General features: G+C 63.9%; 5 protein-coding genes and 3 pseudogenes. 6 read left to right on the top strand and 2 right to left on the bottom strand.

All coding sequences use genetic code 11. From position 1 onward, the window contains the following. Positions 1-15: 15 nt before the first annotated feature. Complete coding sequence (locus tag AB8841_RS06980) at positions 16-1,236, bottom strand: IS110 family transposase (RefSeq protein WP_370435564.1); 1,221 nt, start codon at positions 1,234-1,236, stop codon at positions 16-18. Between the two features lie 276 nt (positions 1,237-1,512). Here AB8841_RS06980 and AB8841_RS06975 point away from each other — a divergent pair. The 6 genes and pseudogenes from AB8841_RS06975 to AB8841_RS06950 form a co-directional block, all read left to right on the top strand. After that, a pseudogene (locus tag AB8841_RS06975) lies at positions 1,513-1,749 on the top strand (integrase core domain-containing protein); the annotation flags it as partial. Continuing rightward, entirely contained in the window at positions 1,735-2,592 is an 858-nt protein-coding gene (gene istA, locus AB8841_RS06970; protein WP_370435563.1) for an IS21 family transposase, read from the top strand. The pseudogene AB8841_RS06975 and the gene istA, both read left to right, overlap by 15 nt. A 415-nt stretch (positions 2,593-3,007) precedes the next feature. Then, a pseudogene (locus tag AB8841_RS06965) lies at positions 3,008-3,508 on the top strand (transposase); the annotation flags it as partial. A 35-nt stretch (positions 3,509-3,543) separates the two neighbouring features. Further along, positions 3,544-4,173 (top strand): annotated as a pseudogene (locus AB8841_RS06960) (IS6 family transposase). Between the two features lie 425 nt (positions 4,174-4,598). After that, entirely contained in the window at positions 4,599-10,898 is a 6,300-nt protein-coding gene (locus AB8841_RS06955; RefSeq protein ID WP_370435070.1) for an Ig-like domain-containing protein, read from the top strand. Between the two features lie 353 nt (positions 10,899-11,251). After that, positions 11,252-16,672 carry an Ig-like domain-containing protein gene (locus AB8841_RS06950; protein ID WP_370435069.1) on the top strand — a complete coding sequence of 1,807 codons (5,421 nt, stop codon included), beginning with the start codon at positions 11,252-11,254 and terminating at the stop codon, positions 16,670-16,672. Positions 16,673-17,216: 544 nt separating this feature from the next. Here the strand turns inward: AB8841_RS06950 and AB8841_RS06945 are convergent. Next, positions 17,217-20,948, bottom strand: coding sequence for an autotransporter domain-containing protein (locus AB8841_RS06945; RefSeq protein WP_370435068.1), 3,732 nt, complete (start codon positions 20,946-20,948; stop codon positions 17,217-17,219). Positions 20,949-21,373: the final 425 nt, after the last annotated feature.

Below are 21,373 nucleotides of genomic sequence, written 5' to 3'. Positions count from 1 at the left end.
CCTGCCGCGCAGCCTTTATCGTCGCTCCTCCTTTAGAGCGCCCGTGCGCACCTTTCCGGATCTCGGACCACGAGGATTCCAGCCGGCCACAAACCGCGTGTAGGCCGCCTCGGCCTGCTCGACCCAGCGGCGTTCCTGATCACGATGGCTCTTGAGATTGTAGGCGTGGGCCGCTCCTTTCTGGCCACGGGTGACCGGGTATCCGGCCTTGAGTTCGAGCTCACGCATCTTCTTGGCATGCAGCGCCGGGCGGGCCCACAGGTAGCTCTCACCCTTGTGCAGCAAATGCCAGATGAGGACAGCCAGCTTGCGGGCTGTTGCCACCGCCGCCACATGCTGGCCGCGCCGGCTGCTCACCCGGAGGAAGAACGCCCGCAGGGGACCAGGGGCTCGCGCCGCGGCCCAGGCGGCCGCGACCAGCATGCCGCGGGCATGCCCGCGTCCCTGCTTGGTGATCCGGCCGTGATGGGCTGGCCCAGGACCGGACTGGCGCACACTCGGGTTCAGCCCGAGATAGCTGACCAGCTTCTCGGGTGCCTCGAAGCGCTGGATATCGCCGATGGCTGCCGTCAGCGCGAGCGCCACCACCATGTCGACGCCCGGGATGGTCATCAGGCGCGCGACGCTCTCGTTAGCCAGAGCGGAGCGCGCGAGGTCGCGCTCGATGACCCGTAGATCGTCCGCCAACCGGTCGAATTCCCGCAGATGGCGCTCAATGGCAAAGCGCTCATCGTCCGGCAGGACCTGTTCCGATAGCCAGGCCCGTCCTTTAGGGCCACACAGATCAGCCGCGGGACACGCGGGGATCAGATGAGCATGCAGGATCGATTGGATGATATTCTTGAGCCGGGAGCGCTGGCGCACGACCTGATTGCGCCGTGTGACCTGCCGCCGCAATGCCTGGGTCGCCTCGTCAGCAAACCAGACCTCCGGCAGGAACCCACTGGCATAGAGCTGGGCCAGGACGCCGGCATCAATGGTGTCGGTCTTGATCTTGGCATGGGCGATCACCCTTACCTGCATGGGATTGGCAACGACGACCCGCTTCACATGCGGGCTGATCACCGCCGCCACGGCTGCTGCGTTGCCGGTCGCCTCCACCACGACCACGTCAGTGCTCAACAGCGAGGCTGCGAAGGCGGTCAGCTGGTCGCGGCGCATGTCGATGCGCCCGATCCGCTTGAGCTTGCCCTCCTGCCAGGCGACCGCCTCGGCGAAGGCGCGATGGATATCCAGTCCGATGATGCGCATGCCGGCTCCCTCCGAGCTGTGCTCGTCCAAAACGGGAGCTGGCGGGCAACACGACACCTACTGATCCGCGCTCGCAGCGCATCCGGGCAAGTCGCAAGGGGGCGGCCATGTAACGAGCTCGGGCTCTCAGCCCAACGTCTATTGGCGGCCTGCCCGCACCTTCGTGCTCCCGGTGCCCCGCGTCCCAGATGGGCTCACCATAGCACCGCTTTCCGAAGAAAGCAGATGGACGCATAAGGCACCGCAAACATCATGCCCGATAACGGTCAGGTCGAGCGGATGAACCGGACGATCAAGGAGGCCACCGTCAAGCGCTTCCACTACGACGAGCACAACCAGCTCCGCCAGCACCTGGCCGACTTCATCTTGGCCTACAACTTCGGCCGAAGGCTGAAGACCCTCAGGGGCCTTACACCCTACGAGTTCATCTGCAAAGGCTGGACACAGGAGCCGGGAAGATTCACTCTCAACCCAATCCATCAAATGCCGGGACTAAACACCTACATCCAACAGCGTTTGGCTGCGGCCGCGCCGGATCTCATTCCAGCCACCGTGCTGTTGAACGAGTGTCGCGAGCGCGGTTATGCCGGCAGCGACACGATGATCAAAGCCTTCATGGCCTCGCTCAGGCCAGCGATGCCGCCGGAGCCGGTGGTCCGGTTTGAGACCGCGCCCGGCGAGCAGATGCAGGTGGACTGGGCCACCATCCGGCGGGGCACCAGCCGCCTGTCGGTGTTCGTGGCAACGCTCGGCTGGTCGCGCAACACCTATGCCGAGTTTGTGTCGGACGAGCGCCTTGAGACCCTGATCGCCTGCCACGAGCATGCTTTCCTGGCCTTCGGTGGCGTGCCGCGCGAGGTGCTCTACGACAACATCAAGACGGTGGTGGTCGAGCGCGATGCCTATGGCCGCGGCCGCCACCGCTTCCATGCGGGTTTTGCGGATTTTGCCGGTCATTGCGGCTTTCGCCCGCGGCTCTGCCGCCCCTATCGAGCTCAGACCAAGGGCAAGGTCGAGCGCTTCATCCGCTATCTGCGGGCCAGCTTTTGGGTGCCGCTGGCCAGCCAGTATGCGCAGGATGGTCTGGTTGTGGACCGCGAGGCGGCTACCATTGCCGTGCGCCGCTGGTTGCGGGAGGTGGCCAACGCTCGCGTGCATGCCACCACGAAGGCCGTGCCGGCTGCGCGGCTTGAGAGCGAGAGAACCCATCTCCAGCCCGTTCAAGGCCCCTATAGTGGCCTGACCGGGCGGCAGATCCCGCAGCGCGCCGCCCAGCGGCCGATCCTGGGCTTCCAGCATCCGCTCGCGCTGTATGATGCCGTCGCGGGAGTGGTCGCATGACCGATCTTCAGCACGCGCGTATCGCTGATTTATGTGCCGAGCTGCGCTTGAGCGCGATGGTGGATCTGTATGGTCCAGCCGCACAGGCTGCCGCCGCGCGGGATGTGTCGTACAGTGACTTCTTGGAAGAGGTCTTGCGGGCGGAACGGAATGCTCGTGAGCTATGGCGGAAACTGGGTGATGACGGTGTGAGAAGGGCGGCGTATCGAGGCGGGTGTCGAGCCTGCCAGAACCTCTTCGAGAGAGCGAGACGCCATGAACGAGACTACCAATGTTTTCCGCTTTCGTCAGCCCGATACGATTGACGATCCTCTGACGGATATTCTTCGAGCTGGTGCTCGCAAGTTACTGGCCCAAGCCATTGAGATCGAGGCTGAGGCCTATCTTGCCAGCATGCGCGACTTGAGGCTGCCGGATCTTTCCCGGCACCCATCATCAGCGCTGCTGGCTGCACAAGACCGCCAATGTGCTCAACAAAGTGCCGAAGTCGGTGCAGCCCGGCATGAAGGCGGCCCTGCGCGAGATCTACCTCGCCCCGACCCGCGCCCAAGCCGAAGTCGCTGTTGATCTGTTTGAGGGCGCGTATGGGGCGCGCTATCCCAAGGCGGCGGAGTGCGTGCGCAAGGACCAGCGGGCGCTGATGGCCTTCTATGATTGGCCCGCTGAGCATTGGATCCATCTGCGGACGACAAATCCCATTGAAAGTGGGTTCGCGACGGTGCGGCATCGGACCGTGCGCACCAAGGGCTCGTTGTCGCCAACCACCGCCCGGCTGATGGTGTTCAAGCTGGTGATGGCAGCCGCGAAAAACTGGCGTCGGCTGATGGGCGAAAACCAGTTGCCGAAGGTCATCGCGGGTGTCAGGTTTAAGGACGGCAGTGAGGTCATTCCGATGCCGACAAACAGCGCCGCCTGACCGGCCCTGTCACCTAAAATCCGTCATAGCTCGAGATCATCGCCCATGCTGTCTGGTTGTACTTCAGGTTTCCTCTGAGCCTGCGGTTGATTGAAGAGATGCTTATCGAACGCGGTATTGTGGTCTCCTATGAGACCGTCCGCCGCTGAGCTCTGAAGTTTGGACCGGACTACGCTCGCCGCCTCAAGCGCAGGGCGCCGAGCGGCCACGACATCTGGCATCTGGACGAAGTTGTGATCACCATTGCCGGTCGGAAACATTGGCTGTGGCGAGCCGTCGACCAGAACGGTTACGTGCTCGACAAGATTGTTCAGAGCCGACGCGACACCAAAGCGGCTAAAAGACTGCTAAGGCGCCTCCTGAAGAAACAGGGCCGCCCTCCACGACGAATGACCACTGACAAGCTCGCTTCCCACGCTGCCGCCCGTCGCCAGATCATGCCGGCAGTTGAGCACCACTCACGTAAAGGGCTCAATAACCGTGCGGAGAATTCGCATTTGCCCTTGCGTCGGCGAGAGCGGGTCATGCAGGGCTTTCGATCGCCGGGAGGTTTGTAACGGTTCGTTTCTATCTTCTCGGCGGTCCATAATCTCTTTGTTCCGCCCCGCTCCCGTCGCTCGGCCTTTGCCACCCATCTACATCGCCTCACCGCCATGGCGGCGTAGAAGTCTAGGGCCTGCGTTACCGCGTGAGCCAGTCAGGCCGCGAAATCCTCTCAATTCGTCCGGCTTCAGTGAGCGTGACGACGCCCTCGGGGTTTGCTGGAGGAGGCACGTTCCCGGGAACCCGATCCCGTGAGACCATGGATGGTGTTGACACCGGCGGCGGGACGGAAACGTTGCATTTATCCCTAGCCGGCCCTATGGGTCAGAGCCCTCGGGAGCCACGCCTGATGTCTATCGCCCTTCCATGATTCCGCCGCACCGCCTGCAAGGGAATCCCGTCCAGAGACCCCTCGGACCCTCATCCCCTCCCAATCCGAGGCCTCTGCCCTGGCACATCGCATCCGAATGTCGTCCCAGGGACACCCTGAGCCCTTACACGTCCATCCCCTGCCTCGACCGCGCCCTGCCACGAAAAGAGTTACGACATGCCCACTGCCCCTGACACCGTCACCGGCACAGTTCACACCTATGCGGTCAACACCTGGGCGCAGAGCGAGGTCGTCGCCGGGGACGACGGCAAGTTCTATGTGTGCTACAGGAGCGACGGCAGTACCGGCGTGACCGTGGCGCAGTGGAACGGCAGCGCATTCGTCCCGTATGCCTCCTTCACCACCGCACAGGCGGGCACGGGCACCGTCGGCAACGACATCGACATCACGATCGACACGCAGGGTAAGGTTCACGTGGCCTTCACCGCGCCCGGCGCGAGCAACCCGAACGGCACGCTCAGGTATGCCACGTTCGACGGCATCGCCTGGAGTTTCTCCACCCTGGGAACCGTGAGCAGCAACTTCCAGTCCATCGAAGACCCGTACATGGTGGTCGACTCTTCGGGCCAGGTCCACGTCGCCTACAGGTTCTACGATGCCGGTCCGAGCAACCGCCCTACCGCGATCAAGTACGTTTCGGGCACCCCGGGCGCGTGGACCACTGAGCAGGTCACGGCGAGTACCGGGACCACGGATGAGGTGAAGGATCCCTGGATCGGTCTGGGACCGGACGGCACGGTCAACGTCGCCTTCGTGAAGGAGGACGGCCAGAACGTCGTCGTCGGGAACTACCACCTCAGCACGAAGACCGGCAGCTCCGGCTGGTCGGCGCCCGTGATGCTCATCGACGACAACTCGAACCAGGCCGGCCCCGGAGCGACCCAGGGGGTGCTTTACTCCCCGACCATCGACGCGGACGGCAAGATCCACGTCATGTACACCACGTTCGCCTATGACAACACTACTTACGACACGCTTTGGACGGACGTGTTCCACGTCAGCGGCACCTACGGGAGCGGTTTCTCCACCGAGACCCTCGTCTCCGGCGGTTGGAACGACCAGTACATGGCCCACTCCTACCAGGTCGTGGACGGCACCGAGTACGTGCTCATCCAGCGCTATGCCGCCGACTGGTCGTACTCCGAGGGCGCGGTGTACTACCGCGTCGAGGGCGGCGACTGGAAGGAGGGCAACTCCTTCGTCCTCAGCGGCGTGTTTAGCTATCCCTACCAGGAGATCACGATGGCGGTCGGGTCCGACGGGAAGGTCATGATCGTCACCGAGGACACCGATATCCGCGACATCAAATACGTCATCGGGGACGCGGGCGTCGTGTTCGACAACGGTCCGCCCCCGGCTCCTGAACTGCCGGATCTGTTCCAGGCCGACGACAGCGGGTCATCGAACTCCGACAACATCACCGCAAATGCCATGCCCGCCTTCGGCGGGTTCGGAGCTCTACCCGGGGCGACCGTCAACCTCTATGCCGACGGTGTCCTGATCGGCACCGCCACGGCGAACGCTGCTGGCATCTGGACCACCAACCCGTTCGCCCGCTTGTCCGAGGGAGACCACGTGATCACGGCGCGCGTCGTCGACAAGGCGGGGGTCGAAAGTGCCGATTCTCCTCCGCTGAAGGTAACCATCGACTACACCGCTCCCTCCGCGCCCTCTGTTCCGGACCTGACAACTGCCAGTGACACTGGGCTTTCCGGCGCCGACAACATCACGGGCGACACGACGCCGACCTTCACGGGCACGGCGGATGCAGGGGAGACCGTCCGCCTGTATGCCGATGGGATCCAGGTCGGGTCCACCACCGCGGACGCTTCGGGGAACTGGACGATCACCGCAAACACCCTTGACCAGGGAACCTACACGATCACGGCACGTGCCGTGGATACCGCCGGGAATGCCTCGTGGGACTCTCAGGGACTGCGAGTCACGATCGACACGGCGGCCCCGGTATTGGATGCCAATGGCTCCGGTGCCGGAATGACCAGCAGCACCACCCACACCGAGGACGGCGGCGCCGTGCGCATCACGACCAGCGATGCGACACTGACCGATGCCGGGACGATCTCGGGCCTGACCTTGGTGATGGCCGCTGCCCCTGATGGCTCATTGGAACGCATCGCCTACAATCCCGCCTTCAACGGCGGGGCCTCCCTTATGTCACTCGGGCTGACCGGAAGCTACGATCCGGCGACCCACACATTCACGATCTCCGGGACGGCTTCCGCGGCGGTGTACCAGAGCGTTATGCGTGCCATGGTGTACGACAACGACAGTCAGGCACCCGTCACGGTCGCGCGGACCATCACGATCTCCGCAACCGATTCCCAAGGGGCGGTCGGACAGAGCACCGCAACGATCAACATCGTGTCCGTCAACGATGCCCCGGTCATGTCCCCCGGCACCGTCACCCTGACGGGGACGGACGAGGACACCGCCTCGACCCCAACGCTGGCGAAGACGATCGCCCAGACTCTCGGCGTGACCGACGTCGACGGCACGACCTCGTTCGGCATCGCGGTGACGGGCTTTACGGGCAACGGAACCTGGGAGTACTCGACCGACGGTAACTTCTGGACGTCTTTCGAATCCGTGTCCGAATCGATGGCCCTGCTGCTCAGCGCCAATACGTTGGTCCGCTACGTCCCGGATGGGGAGCGCGGAGAGACACCGGAGATGTTCTTCCGCGCCTATGACGGCACGGGGCCGCTGCCGTCGGCCAACGGCTCCCGCTACTACATCGATGTCAGGGTCGCGAATAGTGTTTCCGCCTCCACCGGCAAGGCCACGCTTGACGTGACCGATATCAACGACAATCCGTACGCCTCGATGGCGCCCGGGGTGTCCGTGGACGAGGATGGGACCATCGCCCTGACCTCGATCATCCTCGACGACCCCGATGCTGGCACGGGCATCTACACGCTCGCGCTGACCACGCATGCGGGTTCCCTCACGGCCAAGGCCTACCCTGGCATCACGGTCCATACCGCCGACGGGGTGAATCTTGTCCTCAAGGGCACCATCGCCGATCTCAAGGCCTTCGTGGCGGCAGGGGGCATCCACCTTACGCCGAAGGCGAACTTCTCGGGCGATCTCACCTTGTCCATCACCTTCAACGACGACAACGGCGGCGTGGGAGGTCAGTCGGTCCAGATCACGGTCAGGTCGGTGGCCGATGCCCCGGAGGTCACCGATGCGACGACCGCAGAGGACACCCAGTCCGATAGCGGTCTGGTGATCAGCCGCTCGATGTTCGACGGGATGAATGTCCAGTACGTCAAGATCACGGGCATCATGGGCGGCACCCTGTACCTCAACGACGGAGCCACGTCCGTGGCCGAGGGCAGCTTCATCTCGATCGCCGAAGCCGAGAAGGGGCTGAAGTTCACGCCCGCGCCGGACTTCAACGGCACTGCGCATTTCGACGCGCAGGCCAGCCTTGACGAGCACGGGACGGGCCTGAGCGGCAAGGTCACGGCGAACGTCACGGTAACTCCCGTCAACGATGCTCCGATTGCCTGGGCTCCTCCAAGCATCGACGTGCTGGAAGACGCCCCGACAGCGCTCACGGGCATCAGCTTCTCGGATATCGATGCTGGTCCTGGCATGGTCATCGTGACGTTCAGCGTGTCTGCCGGAACTCTGGCGGCAACCTCGGGTTCCGGCGTGACGGTCGGAGGCACCCCCTCGACCCTGACCTTGACGGGCACGCTAGCCGACATCAATGCGTTCATCGCGGCCAACGGGGTCACCTATGTCACCGCCCCCAATGACGTTGCCCAGCGTGTCCTGACGGTCACGATCAATGACGGGGACAACACAGGTGCCGGCGGTGCATTGAGCGACACCAGGACGGTCGATCTGTCCATCATCCCCGTAAACGACGCGCCCGTGGTCACTGTGCCCTCGAGCGTCTCGGCGGATGAGGACGTCATGACGGCGCTGACGGGCATCAGCATCTCCGATGCCGATGCGGGGTCGGCACCCGTCACAGTGCTCGTCAGCGTCCTGTCCGGCACGCTGTCGGCCATCTCCGGCTCCGGCGTGACGGTCGGAGGAACCGCCTCGGCCCTGACCCTGACGGGATCAATCGCCGACATCAACGCGTTCATCGCCGCGTCAAACCTTCGGTTCCTGGGTGCCCTCGACACCTACGGAACGGTGAAGGTGACCGTGACGGTGGATGACCGCGGCAACACCGGGGTCGATGGAGCGAAGACGGACACGGCGGAGTTCGATATCGTGATCGCCCCCGTCAACGACGATCCGGTCGCCTTCCCCGACAGCGGGCCGGCGATGTACGAGAAGGGCACCGTATCGGCCGGCGCCGCGAACGGCGTGCTGGCCAACGATCACGATCCGGACGGCGACGTCCTGACTGTGACGGGCATTCATGCGAACGGCGGAGGCATCGGAACAGTGGGCATCCCACTGGCCGGGTCGTTCGGCACTCTGACCATCAACGCGGACGGCGGCTACACTTACGTTGCCGACCGGGCCGACTTCCTTGGCGCAGGCGACTACGCGCATGACTACTTCACGTATACCGCGTCGGACGGCAATGGCGGAACGACCACGCAACTCCTCTATTTCCGGATCGATGGGGTGAATGACGTCGCGGTCTTCACGGGGTCGGACGCAGGTACAGTCACGGAGGACGGCACCCTGGTCGCAAGTGGCATCCTGACGGTCAGCGACGCCGACAATGGCCAATCGGCATTCCAGGCCCAGGCCGACGTCCACGGCACCTACGGCACGTTCTCGTTCAACCATCTGACGGGCACGTGGACCTACACGCTAGACAACGACAGCGACGCCGTTCAGGCACTGAACGCAGGTGAGACAAGGCAAGAGACCTTCAAGGTCAAGTCCTTGGACGGGACCGAGAAGACCGTTACGGTCACCGTCAACGGCACCTACGACCCCGAGATCATCGACGGAACGAGCGTATCCAGGTTCGTGACGGACAACGGCGACGGTACCTCGACCCAGAGGGTGATCATTCCGGTCGTATCGCCCTCCCGCGTCGAGCAGGTGGGAGATCCGCTACGCGCCGACATCCCGGTGCTTACGGACGGCAGCGGCAACGTCCTTCTCGGCGTCAGGGTTCCGGTCTTTACTGACCTCGAGGTCAAGGGTCTGACCACCACGAAGACGGCAGCCAACTCGGTTGCGGATCTCGTGCGTGAGATCGAGGCCCGCACGCGGGCTGGATCGCTAGACCAGACCCAGATGAGGAATGGCGGCATGAGCTTCCTCGGCACCCTGCCTTCCGGGCGCGAGGTGCTGGTTCAGACTGTAGTCGTCAATGCCTTCGGGGCCGTGGGCCTTCCCATCGTCATCACGGGCAGCCAGGCCTTCGGCAAGTCCACGGCGCTGGTCGTCGATGCCAGGAACGTGCCGGCTGGGACGGAGATCCAGTTCGAGGACATTGCCTTCGCGGCCATTGTCGGGAACGCGAAGGTGACGACGGGCCACGGCAATGACGTCATCTACGGCGATGCCGGTGCCCAGACCATCGAGCTGGGTGGCGGCAACGACACCGTCTACGGCGGCGGTGGCAACGACACGATCTTCGGCGGGGACGGAAACGACTACATCGTTGGCGGAGAGGGTATCGACTACATGGACGGTGGGATGGGCAACGACATCTACTTCGTCGATAACCCGCTCGACGTCGTAGTCGAGCTCCCCGGGGGAGGAACCGACACGGTCTACACCTCTGTGGACTTCACGCTCGGCAACAACCTCGAGAACCTTTACCTCATGGGGAACGCGGTTCGCGGGCGGGGCAACGACCTTTCCAACACGATGACCGCCGAGACGACAGTCGGCACTGACCTGAAAGGCTTCGGCGGAAACGACCGCATGTATGGCGGTGCCGGGAACGACACCATCGACGGTGGTGACGGCGATGATCGGATCGAGGGCAGGGGCGGTAACGACGTGATCTACGGCGGGGACGGCATCGACGAGATCAAGGGCGGAGACGGCAACGACTACATCCGCGGCGACGCGGGCAACGACCGCCTCTATGGCGATGCCGGGAACGACACCATCCTCGGCGGGGCAGGCAACGACGTGATCTACGGAGGTGCAGGCAATGATGTCCTCAACGGCGGCGACGGGTACGACACCTTCGTCTTCGACACCGCCCTCGGTGCGAACAACGTGGATACGATCGAGGACTTCAACCCCGCCTTCGACACGATCCAGTTGAGCAAGGCGGTGTTCACGGCCTTCACCAAGGTGGGCCCGCTGGCAGCGGGATCGTTCGTGATTGGCACGAAAGCACTCGATGCCGACGACCGCATCATCTACGACAGCTCCGCAGGCGCGCTGTACTACGACGCGGACGGGAATGGTGCCGGACAGGCAGTGAAGTTCGCCAACATCGGCAAGGGTCTCGCCCTGACGTACCTGGATTTCCAGATCGTCTGATCCGGCTACCGATGCAGAATCTCAGGCCCGCCACCTGGCGGGCCTTCCTTTTCAACGGAACTGCCGAGTCCTTTCGGGTGAGGATTGCCGCACTGTGTTGAGAGGAATTTTGTCGCACCGTCCTTGACATCCCCGTGCCGTGGCCGGAAACGTAGCCGCGAAGGACGGTCGTTGGACCGTAATCCTAGAGCTTTTCTTGAGTCCGACGTCAGGTGCGGCCGATCCACCCGTTCCACCTCCCCGCAAAGCCCCGCAACCACCAGCAGGCCCGCCGGACCCTGCATAGGCGCAGCGCGCGACGGATCCCGGACAAGACTGACCATCGAATACATGAACAGTGAGGCAGGTAGCCCATGACCACCACGACCCAGAACTTCGACGCCATCGAAACGACCATCGGGGACCAGGGATCACCCTTGACGGTGGGCGGTTTCACGTTCACGGCGCAGGGTGCTGGCGTGGCCGTACTCAGCGCCGCTGACAACGGGGCGACATCGCTCATGATCGACAGCGGGAACGACTCCTCGGACAAGGTCGTCCTGCTCAACTGGGGCGGCAGCGCGGACGGAGGCGTGAACGACGGCCACGACTTCTCCATGAAGTCGGCGGACGGCGCGGAGTTCTCCCTTGCTTCGCTCAAGCTCGGCAACATGGCCAGCAAGTCCTCGCTCGTGACCATCTCGGCCTACAAGGACGGGATTCTCGTGGTGTCGGATGTGACCGTCGACCTCGCCTCCAGCGGCCAATCGGGCGGTCTCCAATATGTTCGCGAGCACATGGACACGTACTATCGGCACGGCACCTTGTCCTTCGGTGCCGAATACGCGGGCGTGGACGAGATCCGTTTCAGCTTCAGCGAGGAGACCGACTTGCAGATCGACGATATCGTCGTCGATCTGTCCGGGCCGAACCCGGGCACGGGTGGCGAATTCGTCCACTTCGAGGAGACCGACTTCGACGTCTACGCGGTGCCAAGCGTGAACGCCACCGTCGAGGGCGTTGAGTTCACGTTCTCCCAAACCTATCCCATGCACGAGGAAGGTGTAGGTCTCGGGGTGGGGAACGGCGGCCTCTATGCATTCCACATGAATGACGAAGATCCTCGTAGCAACGACGTGTCCCTGACGATCGCCGTCGCCGATGGACACACCTTCGACCTGAACAGCATCGACATCTACAGCGATGAGCTTCAGGCTGGCGAGAGCGCGGAAATCCGCATCGATTTCACCCGTGCCGACGGAAGCACCGGGACCACCGTTATCAGCCTGGAGACTGCCTACGAACTCGTGAGAAAGGGCGGGTTCAACCCTCCGATCGACGACGTGGTGAAGCTTGAGATCACTGCGGACCATTACGTGGTCTTCAACAACTTCGACATTCGCGACGTCAAGGGTGCCGCGCCTGTCGACACCACTCCGCCTAATGTCGCCTCCGTCACGGTGCCTCTGGACGGCATCTACAAGGCGGGATCCGTGCTGGAATTCACGGTGACCTTCGACGAGGACGTGACCGTCGGAGGCACGCCGCAGCTCGCCATCGAGATCGGCGGGCAGACCGTCTATGCCGACTACGTGTCGGGGTCCGGGTCGACCTTGACCTTCCGGTACACGGTCCAGGCCGCGCAGCTCGATGCCGACGGCATCTCGGTCGGATCGCTCAGGACGAACGGCGGCACGATCAAGGACGCGGCAGGCAACGACGCGTCCCTCGGACTTTCAGGCGTTCCGTCGACAGCCGGGGTCATGGTCGAGGCGACGCTCCCCGAAGTGACCTCCATCGTTCGCAACGGTCCAGAACTGACGGGTCAGGACTCGGTCACCTATACGGTCACGTTCAGCGAGTCCGTCTCAGGCGTCACGGTGGACGATTTCACCATGTCTGGCATCGGGACGGCTAGCGGGTTCGTCACGTCGGTCAGCGGCAGCGGCAAAATCTACGTCGTCACGGTGGACTACGTGTCCGGCGACGGAATTCTCCGCCTCGACCTGAACCATTCCGGCACGGGCATCGCCGACGCATACGGGAATCCGGTCAAGGGAGGCTACACCTCAGGAGAGACATATACGATCGACAACACCGCCCCGGCCAAGCCCTCGAAACCAGTCCTGCGTGCTGACAGTGACACGGGGTGGGACAGCTCCGACAATACCACCGCCGTAAACACGGTAACCCTGACCGGCACCGCCGAGGCGGGTTCACTTGTCACGCTCTACGACGGCAACGGCAACGTGATCGGCACCGGAACAGCCGTCGGCGGAGCCTGGACGATCAAGACGAGCGCCCTGCCGGACGGCACGCACGACATCACTGCAAGGGCCACCGACGCTGCCGGCAACACCGGTCCCGCCTCGACGACTCTCTCCGTCACCGTAGACACCACGGCGCCGACGCTCTCGATCACCAGCAGTATCGACTATCTGAAGGCGGGAGAAACGGCAACGATCACCTTCACCTTCAGCGAGGATCCGGGGAACACCTTCACGTGGGACGGGTCTTCCGGCGATGTCGTTGTGACCGGAGGCACTCTCAGTGCCATCTCCGGAACCGGCACGACACGAACGGCGACCTTCACCCCGAACCCCGGCGTCAACGGTGAAACGGCCAGCATCACCGTAGCAGGCGGCTCCTACACGGACACGGCTGGCAATGCCGGCGGAGTCGGCACACTCCCGGCCCTGACCTTCGATACCTTGGCCCCAGATGCCCCTTCCGTTCCGAAGCTGGCTCCGGGTAGCGATACCGGCACATCCAGCACTGACAACCTGACCGCCAACGACAGGCCGACCTTCACCGGAACTGCTGAATCCGGTGCCACGGTGACGTTGTACAACAGCCGAGGTGACGTGATCGGCAGCGGGACCGCAGTTGGCGGTACCTGGTCGATCACGCCTGATGCCGCCTTGTCGGGGGGTACTCACACGATTACCGCCATCGCGCGTGATGCCTACGGCAACACCAGCGCCGCAAGCAGTGGCATGGAAGTCACCATCGACAAGACCGCGCCGACAGTGAGCATCACCAGCAATACCGACTGGTTGAAGGTGGGTGAAACGGCTACCATCACTTTCAACTTCAGCGAGGATCCGGGGGCAACGTTCACGAGTGCCGACATCACTGTCGTCGGAGGCACGCTGGGCGAGCTGATGGGGATGGGTACGACGCGCACGGCCGTGTTCACCCCGAATCCAGGTGTCGACGGCGGCACGGCAACCATCAAGGTTACGGCTGGCTCCTACACGGATGCGGCGGGTAATGCCGGCGGGGGCGGCTCGCTCACGTCCCTGACCTTCGATACCAAGGCACCCGAAGCCCCGTCCGTGCCTGACCTCGTCGATGCGTCGGACACCGGCAGCTCCAACAGCGACAACATCACGGGAGACACGACCCCGACCTTCAGCGGCATGGCGGAAGTCGGAGCCACGGTCCGGCTGTACGACGGCGCAACCGAGATCGGCTCCGTCGTCGCCACTGACGGAACCTGGAGCATCACCAGTTCCACGCTCGGCGTGGGTCCGCACAGCATCACCGCAGTGGCGACCGACACCGCAGGAAACGCCAGTCCGGCATCGCAGTCACTGGTTATCATCGTCGTCACCGACGCGCCCAGCACGAAGGTGATCGGAGTGGCATTCTCGAGTGACAGCGGCTCCTCTGCCACCGACTTCGTCACGAAGACGGCCTACCAAACCATCTCCGGCATCTTGGACTCCGCCCTGGCACCTGGAGAGCACGTCGAGGTATCGTTCGACGGCGGTGGCACTTGGACGTCCGCCGACAGCGACATGACCCCCTTATGGTCGCTGTCGACGACGCTGGCGGAAGGCACGCACACCGTTATGGTGCGAGTGGTCAATGCCGCCGGGATTGGCGGTCCGGTGCGGAGCCAGAGCTATACCTTGGATACCGCTGCCCCGACCATCGACACTGCGGCATCGACCCCGGCCGACAACGGCACAGGCGTCCAGCCGGACACCGACATCGTCCTGCAATTCAGCGAGGCAGTTTATCGCGGAAGCAATGGTGCCATCGTTATCTTCAACGTGACGGACGGCACCATCCTCGAGACCATTCAGGTCGACTCGCCTGCCATCACGGGATGGGGCACCGGTACGATCACCATCGATCCGACCGTCCTCCTGCCCGAGGGCAAGAACATTTCGATCCGATGGGACGGGGGCGTGGTCGAGGACAGAGCAGGCAATATTACCCAGGGCAATTCCTCCGACACCCTGCTCAACTTCACGGTTGCAGGCCAGAACAACGGTCCAGTCCTCATTGACGGGACACCCGTTACGAAGTTCCTGACCGAAAACGAAGACGGCACATCGACCCAGACGCTCGTCATTCCGACGGTCCTGCCGACTCGCGTGGATCAGGTCGGCGATCCTCTCCGCGCCGACATCCCGGTGGTCGTGGACGGGTACGGCAATGCCCTCCTTTCTCTCCGGATTCCGGTTGCCACGGACCTCGAGGTCACGGGCCTGACCACGGCGAAGACGGCTGCCAGCTCCGTAGCTGACCTCGTCCGGCAGATCGAAGCTCATACGGCCGCCGGATCCGCGGACCAGTCCCAGATCAGGAACGGTAGCATCGGGTTCCTCGGCACCTTGCCGTCCAACCGTGAGGTCCTTGTGCAGACGGTAGTGGTCAACGACTTCAGGGCGACGGGGCTCCCCCTCGTCATCACGGGCGCCGCTGCGTTCGGGAAGGCCACCGCTCTCGTGATCGATGCCCGCAACGTGCCGACCGGGACCGAGATCCAGCTCGAGGGCGTCGCCTTCGCGGCGATCATGGGCAATGCCAAGGTGACGGCAGCCTATGGAACCAATGTCATCTACGGTGACTCGGGCGACCAGACCATCCAACTCGGGGACGGCAACGATACCGTCTACGGCGGGGCCGGGAGCGACACGATCTACGGTGGAGCCGGCAACGACTACATCGACGGCGGGCAAGGCGCCGACCTCATGGACGGCGGTCTCGGCAACGACACTTACGTCGTGGATCACATCGGCGACGTGATCGTCGACGCCGGAGGTATCGACACCGTCCACTCCTCGATCGACTACACGCTCGGTTCCGGCATCGAGAACCTGTACCTGACCGGAAACGCGATCCGGGGCTATGGCAACGAGCTGGCGAACGCCATCTACGCCTTGGCCAAGGGCAGCGATCTCAAGGGCTACGGCGGCAATGACAGGCTCTACGGCGGGGCAGGGGCGGACACCATCGACGGCGGCGCGGGTGATGACTACATCGAGGGCGGAGCGGGCAACGACCTCCTGATCGGCGGCGACGGCATCGACGAGATCCGCGGCGGCGACGGCAACGACGTGATCCGCGGGGATGCAGGCAACGACATCCTGCGCGGCGAGGCGGGCAATGACACCATCGACGGCGGCGCCGGAAACGACCTCATCTACGGCGGTGCGGGCAACGACGTGCTCACGGGTGGGGACGGATACGACACCTTCGTCTTCGACACGCCCCTCGGGCCGAACAACGTCGACACGATCACGGACTTCAACCCGGTCTACGACACCATCCGTCTCGACCGGGCCGCGTTCACTGCCTTCACCAAGGTAGGGACGCTGGCGGTGGGTTCGTTCGTCATCGGGACGAAGGCGCTCGATGCGGATGACCGTATCATCTACGACAGCTCCGCAGGCGCGCTGTTTTACGACGCCGACGGGAACGGGGCCGGGGCGGCAGTCAAATTTGCCAACATCGGCAAGGGACTCGCCCTCACGTACCTCGACTTCCAGATCGTCTAGCAGCAAGAGCCGACGCGCCCCTCCCGCCAAACACGGGTGGGGCGTTCCATCCATGCGACGGTCGATGGTTCTTGACCAGCTTTCTAGGCTTTGTGGACAGTAGCCCCGTCAGAATCCTTGGGGTGAAGGAGAACCGCAGTTCGAGCCGCCTCTGCTTTGGCGATCCATCAGCGCGGACTCCTCGGTCGAATCGACTCCCAGATCATACGCGAGGAGGACAGTGACGCCGCGTTGGCGGCTGTAACACGAGTCTCGCGGCGGCGCGGCAGATGGCCAGGATGGTCGAGCGCGGCATGCAGCCTGAATTAATCGTCAGTCTCAGGATCGCCAGGCAGATCGGCGTCACCGTTCCACCGGAGGTGCTCGCGATTGCGGGCCAGGTCATTCGGTAGAATCCGACAGAAGCGGCAAAAACCTTTCCAGCCAGCCCCTTAGCTCACACCCGGTGGCCGTCGCCACCGAGTGCCGGATTATACGACCACACAAACCTCAGAACTCCCCTGGGAACAGCCTGAGGCGTCCCAGGGGAGTTCGGTCACACGGATCAGAAGCGGACCTCGAGGCCCGCCCTGATGCTGTGGTCCTGCACCTTGCGAGCGAACTGTCCGCCATACGAGACGCTGACGGTCGCATTGCTGCCGATCTCCATCCCGAGACCCGCTTCCATGACGAGTGCGTCGGTGGCGATCGGGAGGCTGGACACCGTGAACGGGTTGCCAGCGCTGCCGAAAGCGAGCAGCGAGGACGGGGTGACGTCGCCGAAGGCGTGACGCCAGCCGAGCATGCCCTTCGCGGACAGGGTCGTATCGCCGGAGGCCACGAAGTCCGTCGAGAAGCGGGCACCGAGCGTGGAGTAGGTCACGTCCTGGCTGCCGCCGAGACTCGTGAGGGCCGCCACGCCGCCGTTCTCACGGAAGCCGTCCACGTCCACGTTGACGTAGGCAAGCCCGGCGATCGGTTCGATGGCGAAGCCGCCGAGGTCGAAGCGGTAGCCCACCTCGCCGAACACCTGGGCGGTGCGGGCGTCGTACTTCTCCGACAGGGTGTCGGAGAAACCGGGGAAGGCCACCGAGCGCTTCGCGTCGACCTGGCTCCAGGTGTAAGCCGCGCCGCCGCGGACGCCGAGGTTCCCGAAGTGGGTCCCGCCGTAGATCGCGACATGGTAGCTGTCGATCTCCGCCGAGGAGGTCCGTGCGTCGAGGTCGACCGAGGTGCTGGTGTAGCCGCCCGCGATGCCCAGGCGCCAAGCGTTGCCCGCCGCCATGACGTCGCCGTCGAGGCCGATCAGGAAGCCCGCGGTAGAGCGGTCGAGCTGGCCGGCGTTGTCGGTCCGGTCGCTCTGGCCCCACGAACCCAGGCCCTGCCCCCAGAAGCCCCACTGCCCCGTTTCGGTGCCGTAGATCCCGCCGAGGCGGTTCAGGAGGACGTCACGCATGAGGCGGCTGTCCTCGATCAAGGTGCCCGCCACGCCGGCATGGATCTCGCCCGAGAGGGAGTCGAAGGCGAGACGGGCGCCGGGGACGCTCTGGCCGACGACCGCGTCGAACACGCCGTTGCCTGCCCCCAGATCCTCCACGGCCTCGGCCGTGTTGAACTGGTTGCGGGTGACTGCGACGTCCGAGAACCGGACCGGGGTATCGCCGCCGCCCGTACCCTTGCGGATCAGGGTGAGAATGACGTCGTTGGCCCCGTAGGCAAGGCTTGGCGTTAGGAACGCGAGGTTGGAGGTGACGCCCGCGAACGTCCCCGTGACGCCATCGCCGGCCGTCAGGATCGTGTAGTTCGTGGTGGGATTGTAGCTGCCGTTCTCGGCCAGCACGCGGACCGTGCCGCCCGAGATGGTGGCCTTGCCCGTCGCGTCGATCCGGTCGGCCTGTCCGGCCGCATTCGTCTCCACGACGTAGATGGAGCCGAGGCCGAAGGTCACGTCGCCCGACACCTTCAGGTTGCCGATGGAGTTTCCGGGAGCGACGATGCCGCCATTGCCGGCCACGATGCCGCCGACCGTGCCGTTGCCGCCGAGCGTACCGCCGTTGTTGACGGTCACGTTCGAGCCGGAGAGCGAGCCGTTGACGGCCAGGGTGCCGCCATTGACGAAAGTGCCGCCCGTGAACGGGCTGTTGCCGGTCAGGTCGAGGCGACCCGCGCCTATCTTCGTGAAGGTGCCCGATCCGTTGATCGCGCCGCCGAAGGTCGAACCCTCGCCCTGGTCGACGACGAGGTTGCCATTGCCGAGCAGGAGGCTGCCGCTACGGCCGGAAAGACCGGCTACGGTCTGGTCGCGGCCGCTGAGGTCGAACGTGCCGCCGTCGATGACGAGGTCCGTCTCCTGGCTGAGCCCGGCCTCGAGAAGCACGGAGCCGCCTTGGACGACGGTGGAACCCGTGTAGCGGTACTCGCCGCTGAGGCGCAGTTCACCCGAACCCTTCTTCACGAGGGCGCCATTGCCGTCGAGGTCGCCGGTGTAATTGTAGTTGCCGGTCTGGTTGAAGACGAGCGTGCCGTTGTTGGTGGTGTCCGCTAGCAGGTGTCCATCGACCCTGCCGTCGCCGACGAGCAGCGAGCCGTTCTTCTTGATGTCGATCTTGCCGCCGAGGCTGCCACCGACGAGCGCGATGGTGCCCTGATTGATGGACAGGGTGCCGCCGTAGCCGCTGCCGTTGCCCGTCAGGGCGAGGGTGCCGAGGCCCGTCTTGTTCAGGTTGCCGGAACCCAGGACGAGACCCGACAGGGAGGCATTCCTGCCGTTGGTGTCGATGGTGCCGCCTGCGGCCTCGACCGTCAGCGTGCGGGCGCTGTCGAAGCCGGCGAGGTAGCGCAGCGTGCCGCCTGCGAGGGTGATGCCGCCGAGGGGCGCGGACGAGGCAGCTGCGGACGCGAAGCCGTACACGATAGGATTGCCGGCCCCGCCGAGGTTGGCGTCCTTCGACACCTGCAACACGCCGGCCTCGATGGTGGTGCCGCCCGAGTAGGTGTTGTCGCCGGAGAGCGTGAGGACGCCCTCGCCCTTCTTCGTCAGGCTGAGTCCGTTCATGGGAGAAGCCATGGCAGCGAAGTTCGGCATGTAACCGCCGTCGAGGATGGCATATGCGATCGTCACGTCGGTCTGTGCGTCGATGGCCAGCTTCCCGCCCGCGACGATGTCGCCGACGATGGCAGAGCCTTCCTTCAGGACGAGGGAGTGGTTGCCGTTGGCGAGGCGGATAGCGGAACCGCCCGTCTCCGTCATGCCCTGGATGACGCCGGAGTTCTCGATGGTCGTGTTGCCGAAGAGCGACAGGATGCCGTCATGGCCCATGACGGCTCCGGAGTTCACGACATGGACGGTGCCGTTCAACGCCCGAGCCTCGATACCTGCCGAGAAGTCGCTAAGGCTCGTCACGAGACCGTCGTTTTTGACAAGGACGTTATCGGTATCCGACCGCGCCACGATGCCGGATCCGCCCATCGAGGCGATGAACCCGTCATTCAGAACTGTCGCGTTGCCGCCGCGGGCATCGGCGACGATGCCATTCCCGATCGTCGTCTCGACGCTGCCGTCGATTTCGTTTGCGACAAGGACGGCGCCGCCGGTATTGGTCGCGGAGATTGCGTCCTTGCGCGCATCCACCCTTCCCGTATTGGTGATCCGTACGGTGGACGGGCCCGTCGACCCGTTCTCCGCCTGGATCCCACTCCCTTCCCGAGAAATGAGGGTTCCCGTGTTCTCGATCGAGACGTTACCATCAAAGGACTGGGCGTGGATCGCATTCTCCCCCGCCTCGATGGTCGCACCCGTCACGAGATCGACGTTACCCTTGCCCGTGAGGAGGTACACCCCCTTCCTGTAGATATTCAGGGTACCCAGGTTGGTGATGCTCACCCGGGAACCGAATTCCGCGCGAACGTCGCCGTCGGCGTTTCCGACGATGACTCCCGCCGCGGCCATCGTCTCCGGGGTTACGATCGTCGTGTCACCGGTGATCTCAAGCGACATGGAGCCGCTTCCAGAAGATCCGTTCGACTGGGTGAAAGACACATCGCCGATCGTGTCGCCCCCGCTATCGACGGTCAGGGAGGAAGGCTGGTTGGGGTCGGTCGTCACGGCAGTCACGCCGCTGGAGGAGCACTCGGTGAGCCCGATATTCGTGGCGGAGCAGTACGACGAGTCCGCCAGCACGTCCGTGGCGGTCAAGGGCATCCCGCCGAGCGCAATGAGGAGCGGAAGCGCGGTGCCTGCCGCGAGCCTGGCCTTGAGACCCACCGATGCGGCCCTCGTCTGATTTATATTCTTCATAATGTGAGTATGCCCCTAGGAATTCGTGGCGATTCCTGAGGTCTCCTGATGCACGAGCGGCCCCGTGCACACAAGCAATTCCAACCTTCGTCGAGGAAAGATCGACGGGTGTAGGAAACGTACAACAGGGGAAGGGTAGGTAGCTGCGTGGAGGATCCTTCTAAGCTTAAAAGGATGCTTCTGAAGTCGTCCTGGTAGCCGATGCTAGGCGTTCTTGTGCGAATGACGCTCTCCACGACGCGCCAGGCTTGGCGGCTGTTATCGGTGAGCGTTTGACGCTTGGAGAGTTCTCAAAGGTCGGCAAATGGCACATTTGCGAAGTAGGCTGAATGTCCTCTGTGGATGGCTCCCACATTGCAAGAGCTGATTTGACGTTCTGACGCGCTGGTCGGGTGCAGTCTTCTGTCCGGCCTGTTGATGCAGCC

The sequence above is a fragment of the Microvirga sp. TS319 genome (genome assembly GCF_041276405.1).
Taxonomy (GTDB): domain Bacteria; phylum Pseudomonadota; class Alphaproteobacteria; order Rhizobiales; family Beijerinckiaceae; genus Microvirga.
This window is presented reverse-complemented; position numbering and strand designations above follow the sequence as displayed.

Excerpts from the sequence above, each read along its gene's own strand:
- istA (WP_370435563.1), top strand. The coding sequence starts at position 1,735 with ATGCCGGGACTAAACACCTACATCCAACAGCGTTTGGCTGCGGCCGCG.
- AB8841_RS06955 (WP_370435070.1), top strand. The coding sequence starts at position 4,599 with ATGCCCACTGCCCCTGACACCGTCACCGGCACAGTTCACACCTATGCG.
- AB8841_RS06950 (WP_370435069.1), top strand. The coding sequence starts at position 11,252 with ATGACCACCACGACCCAGAACTTCGACGCCATCGAAACGACCATCGGG.
- AB8841_RS06945 (WP_370435068.1), bottom strand. The coding sequence starts at position 20,948 with ATGAAGAATATAAATCAGACGAGGGCCGCATCGGTGGGTCTCAAGGCC.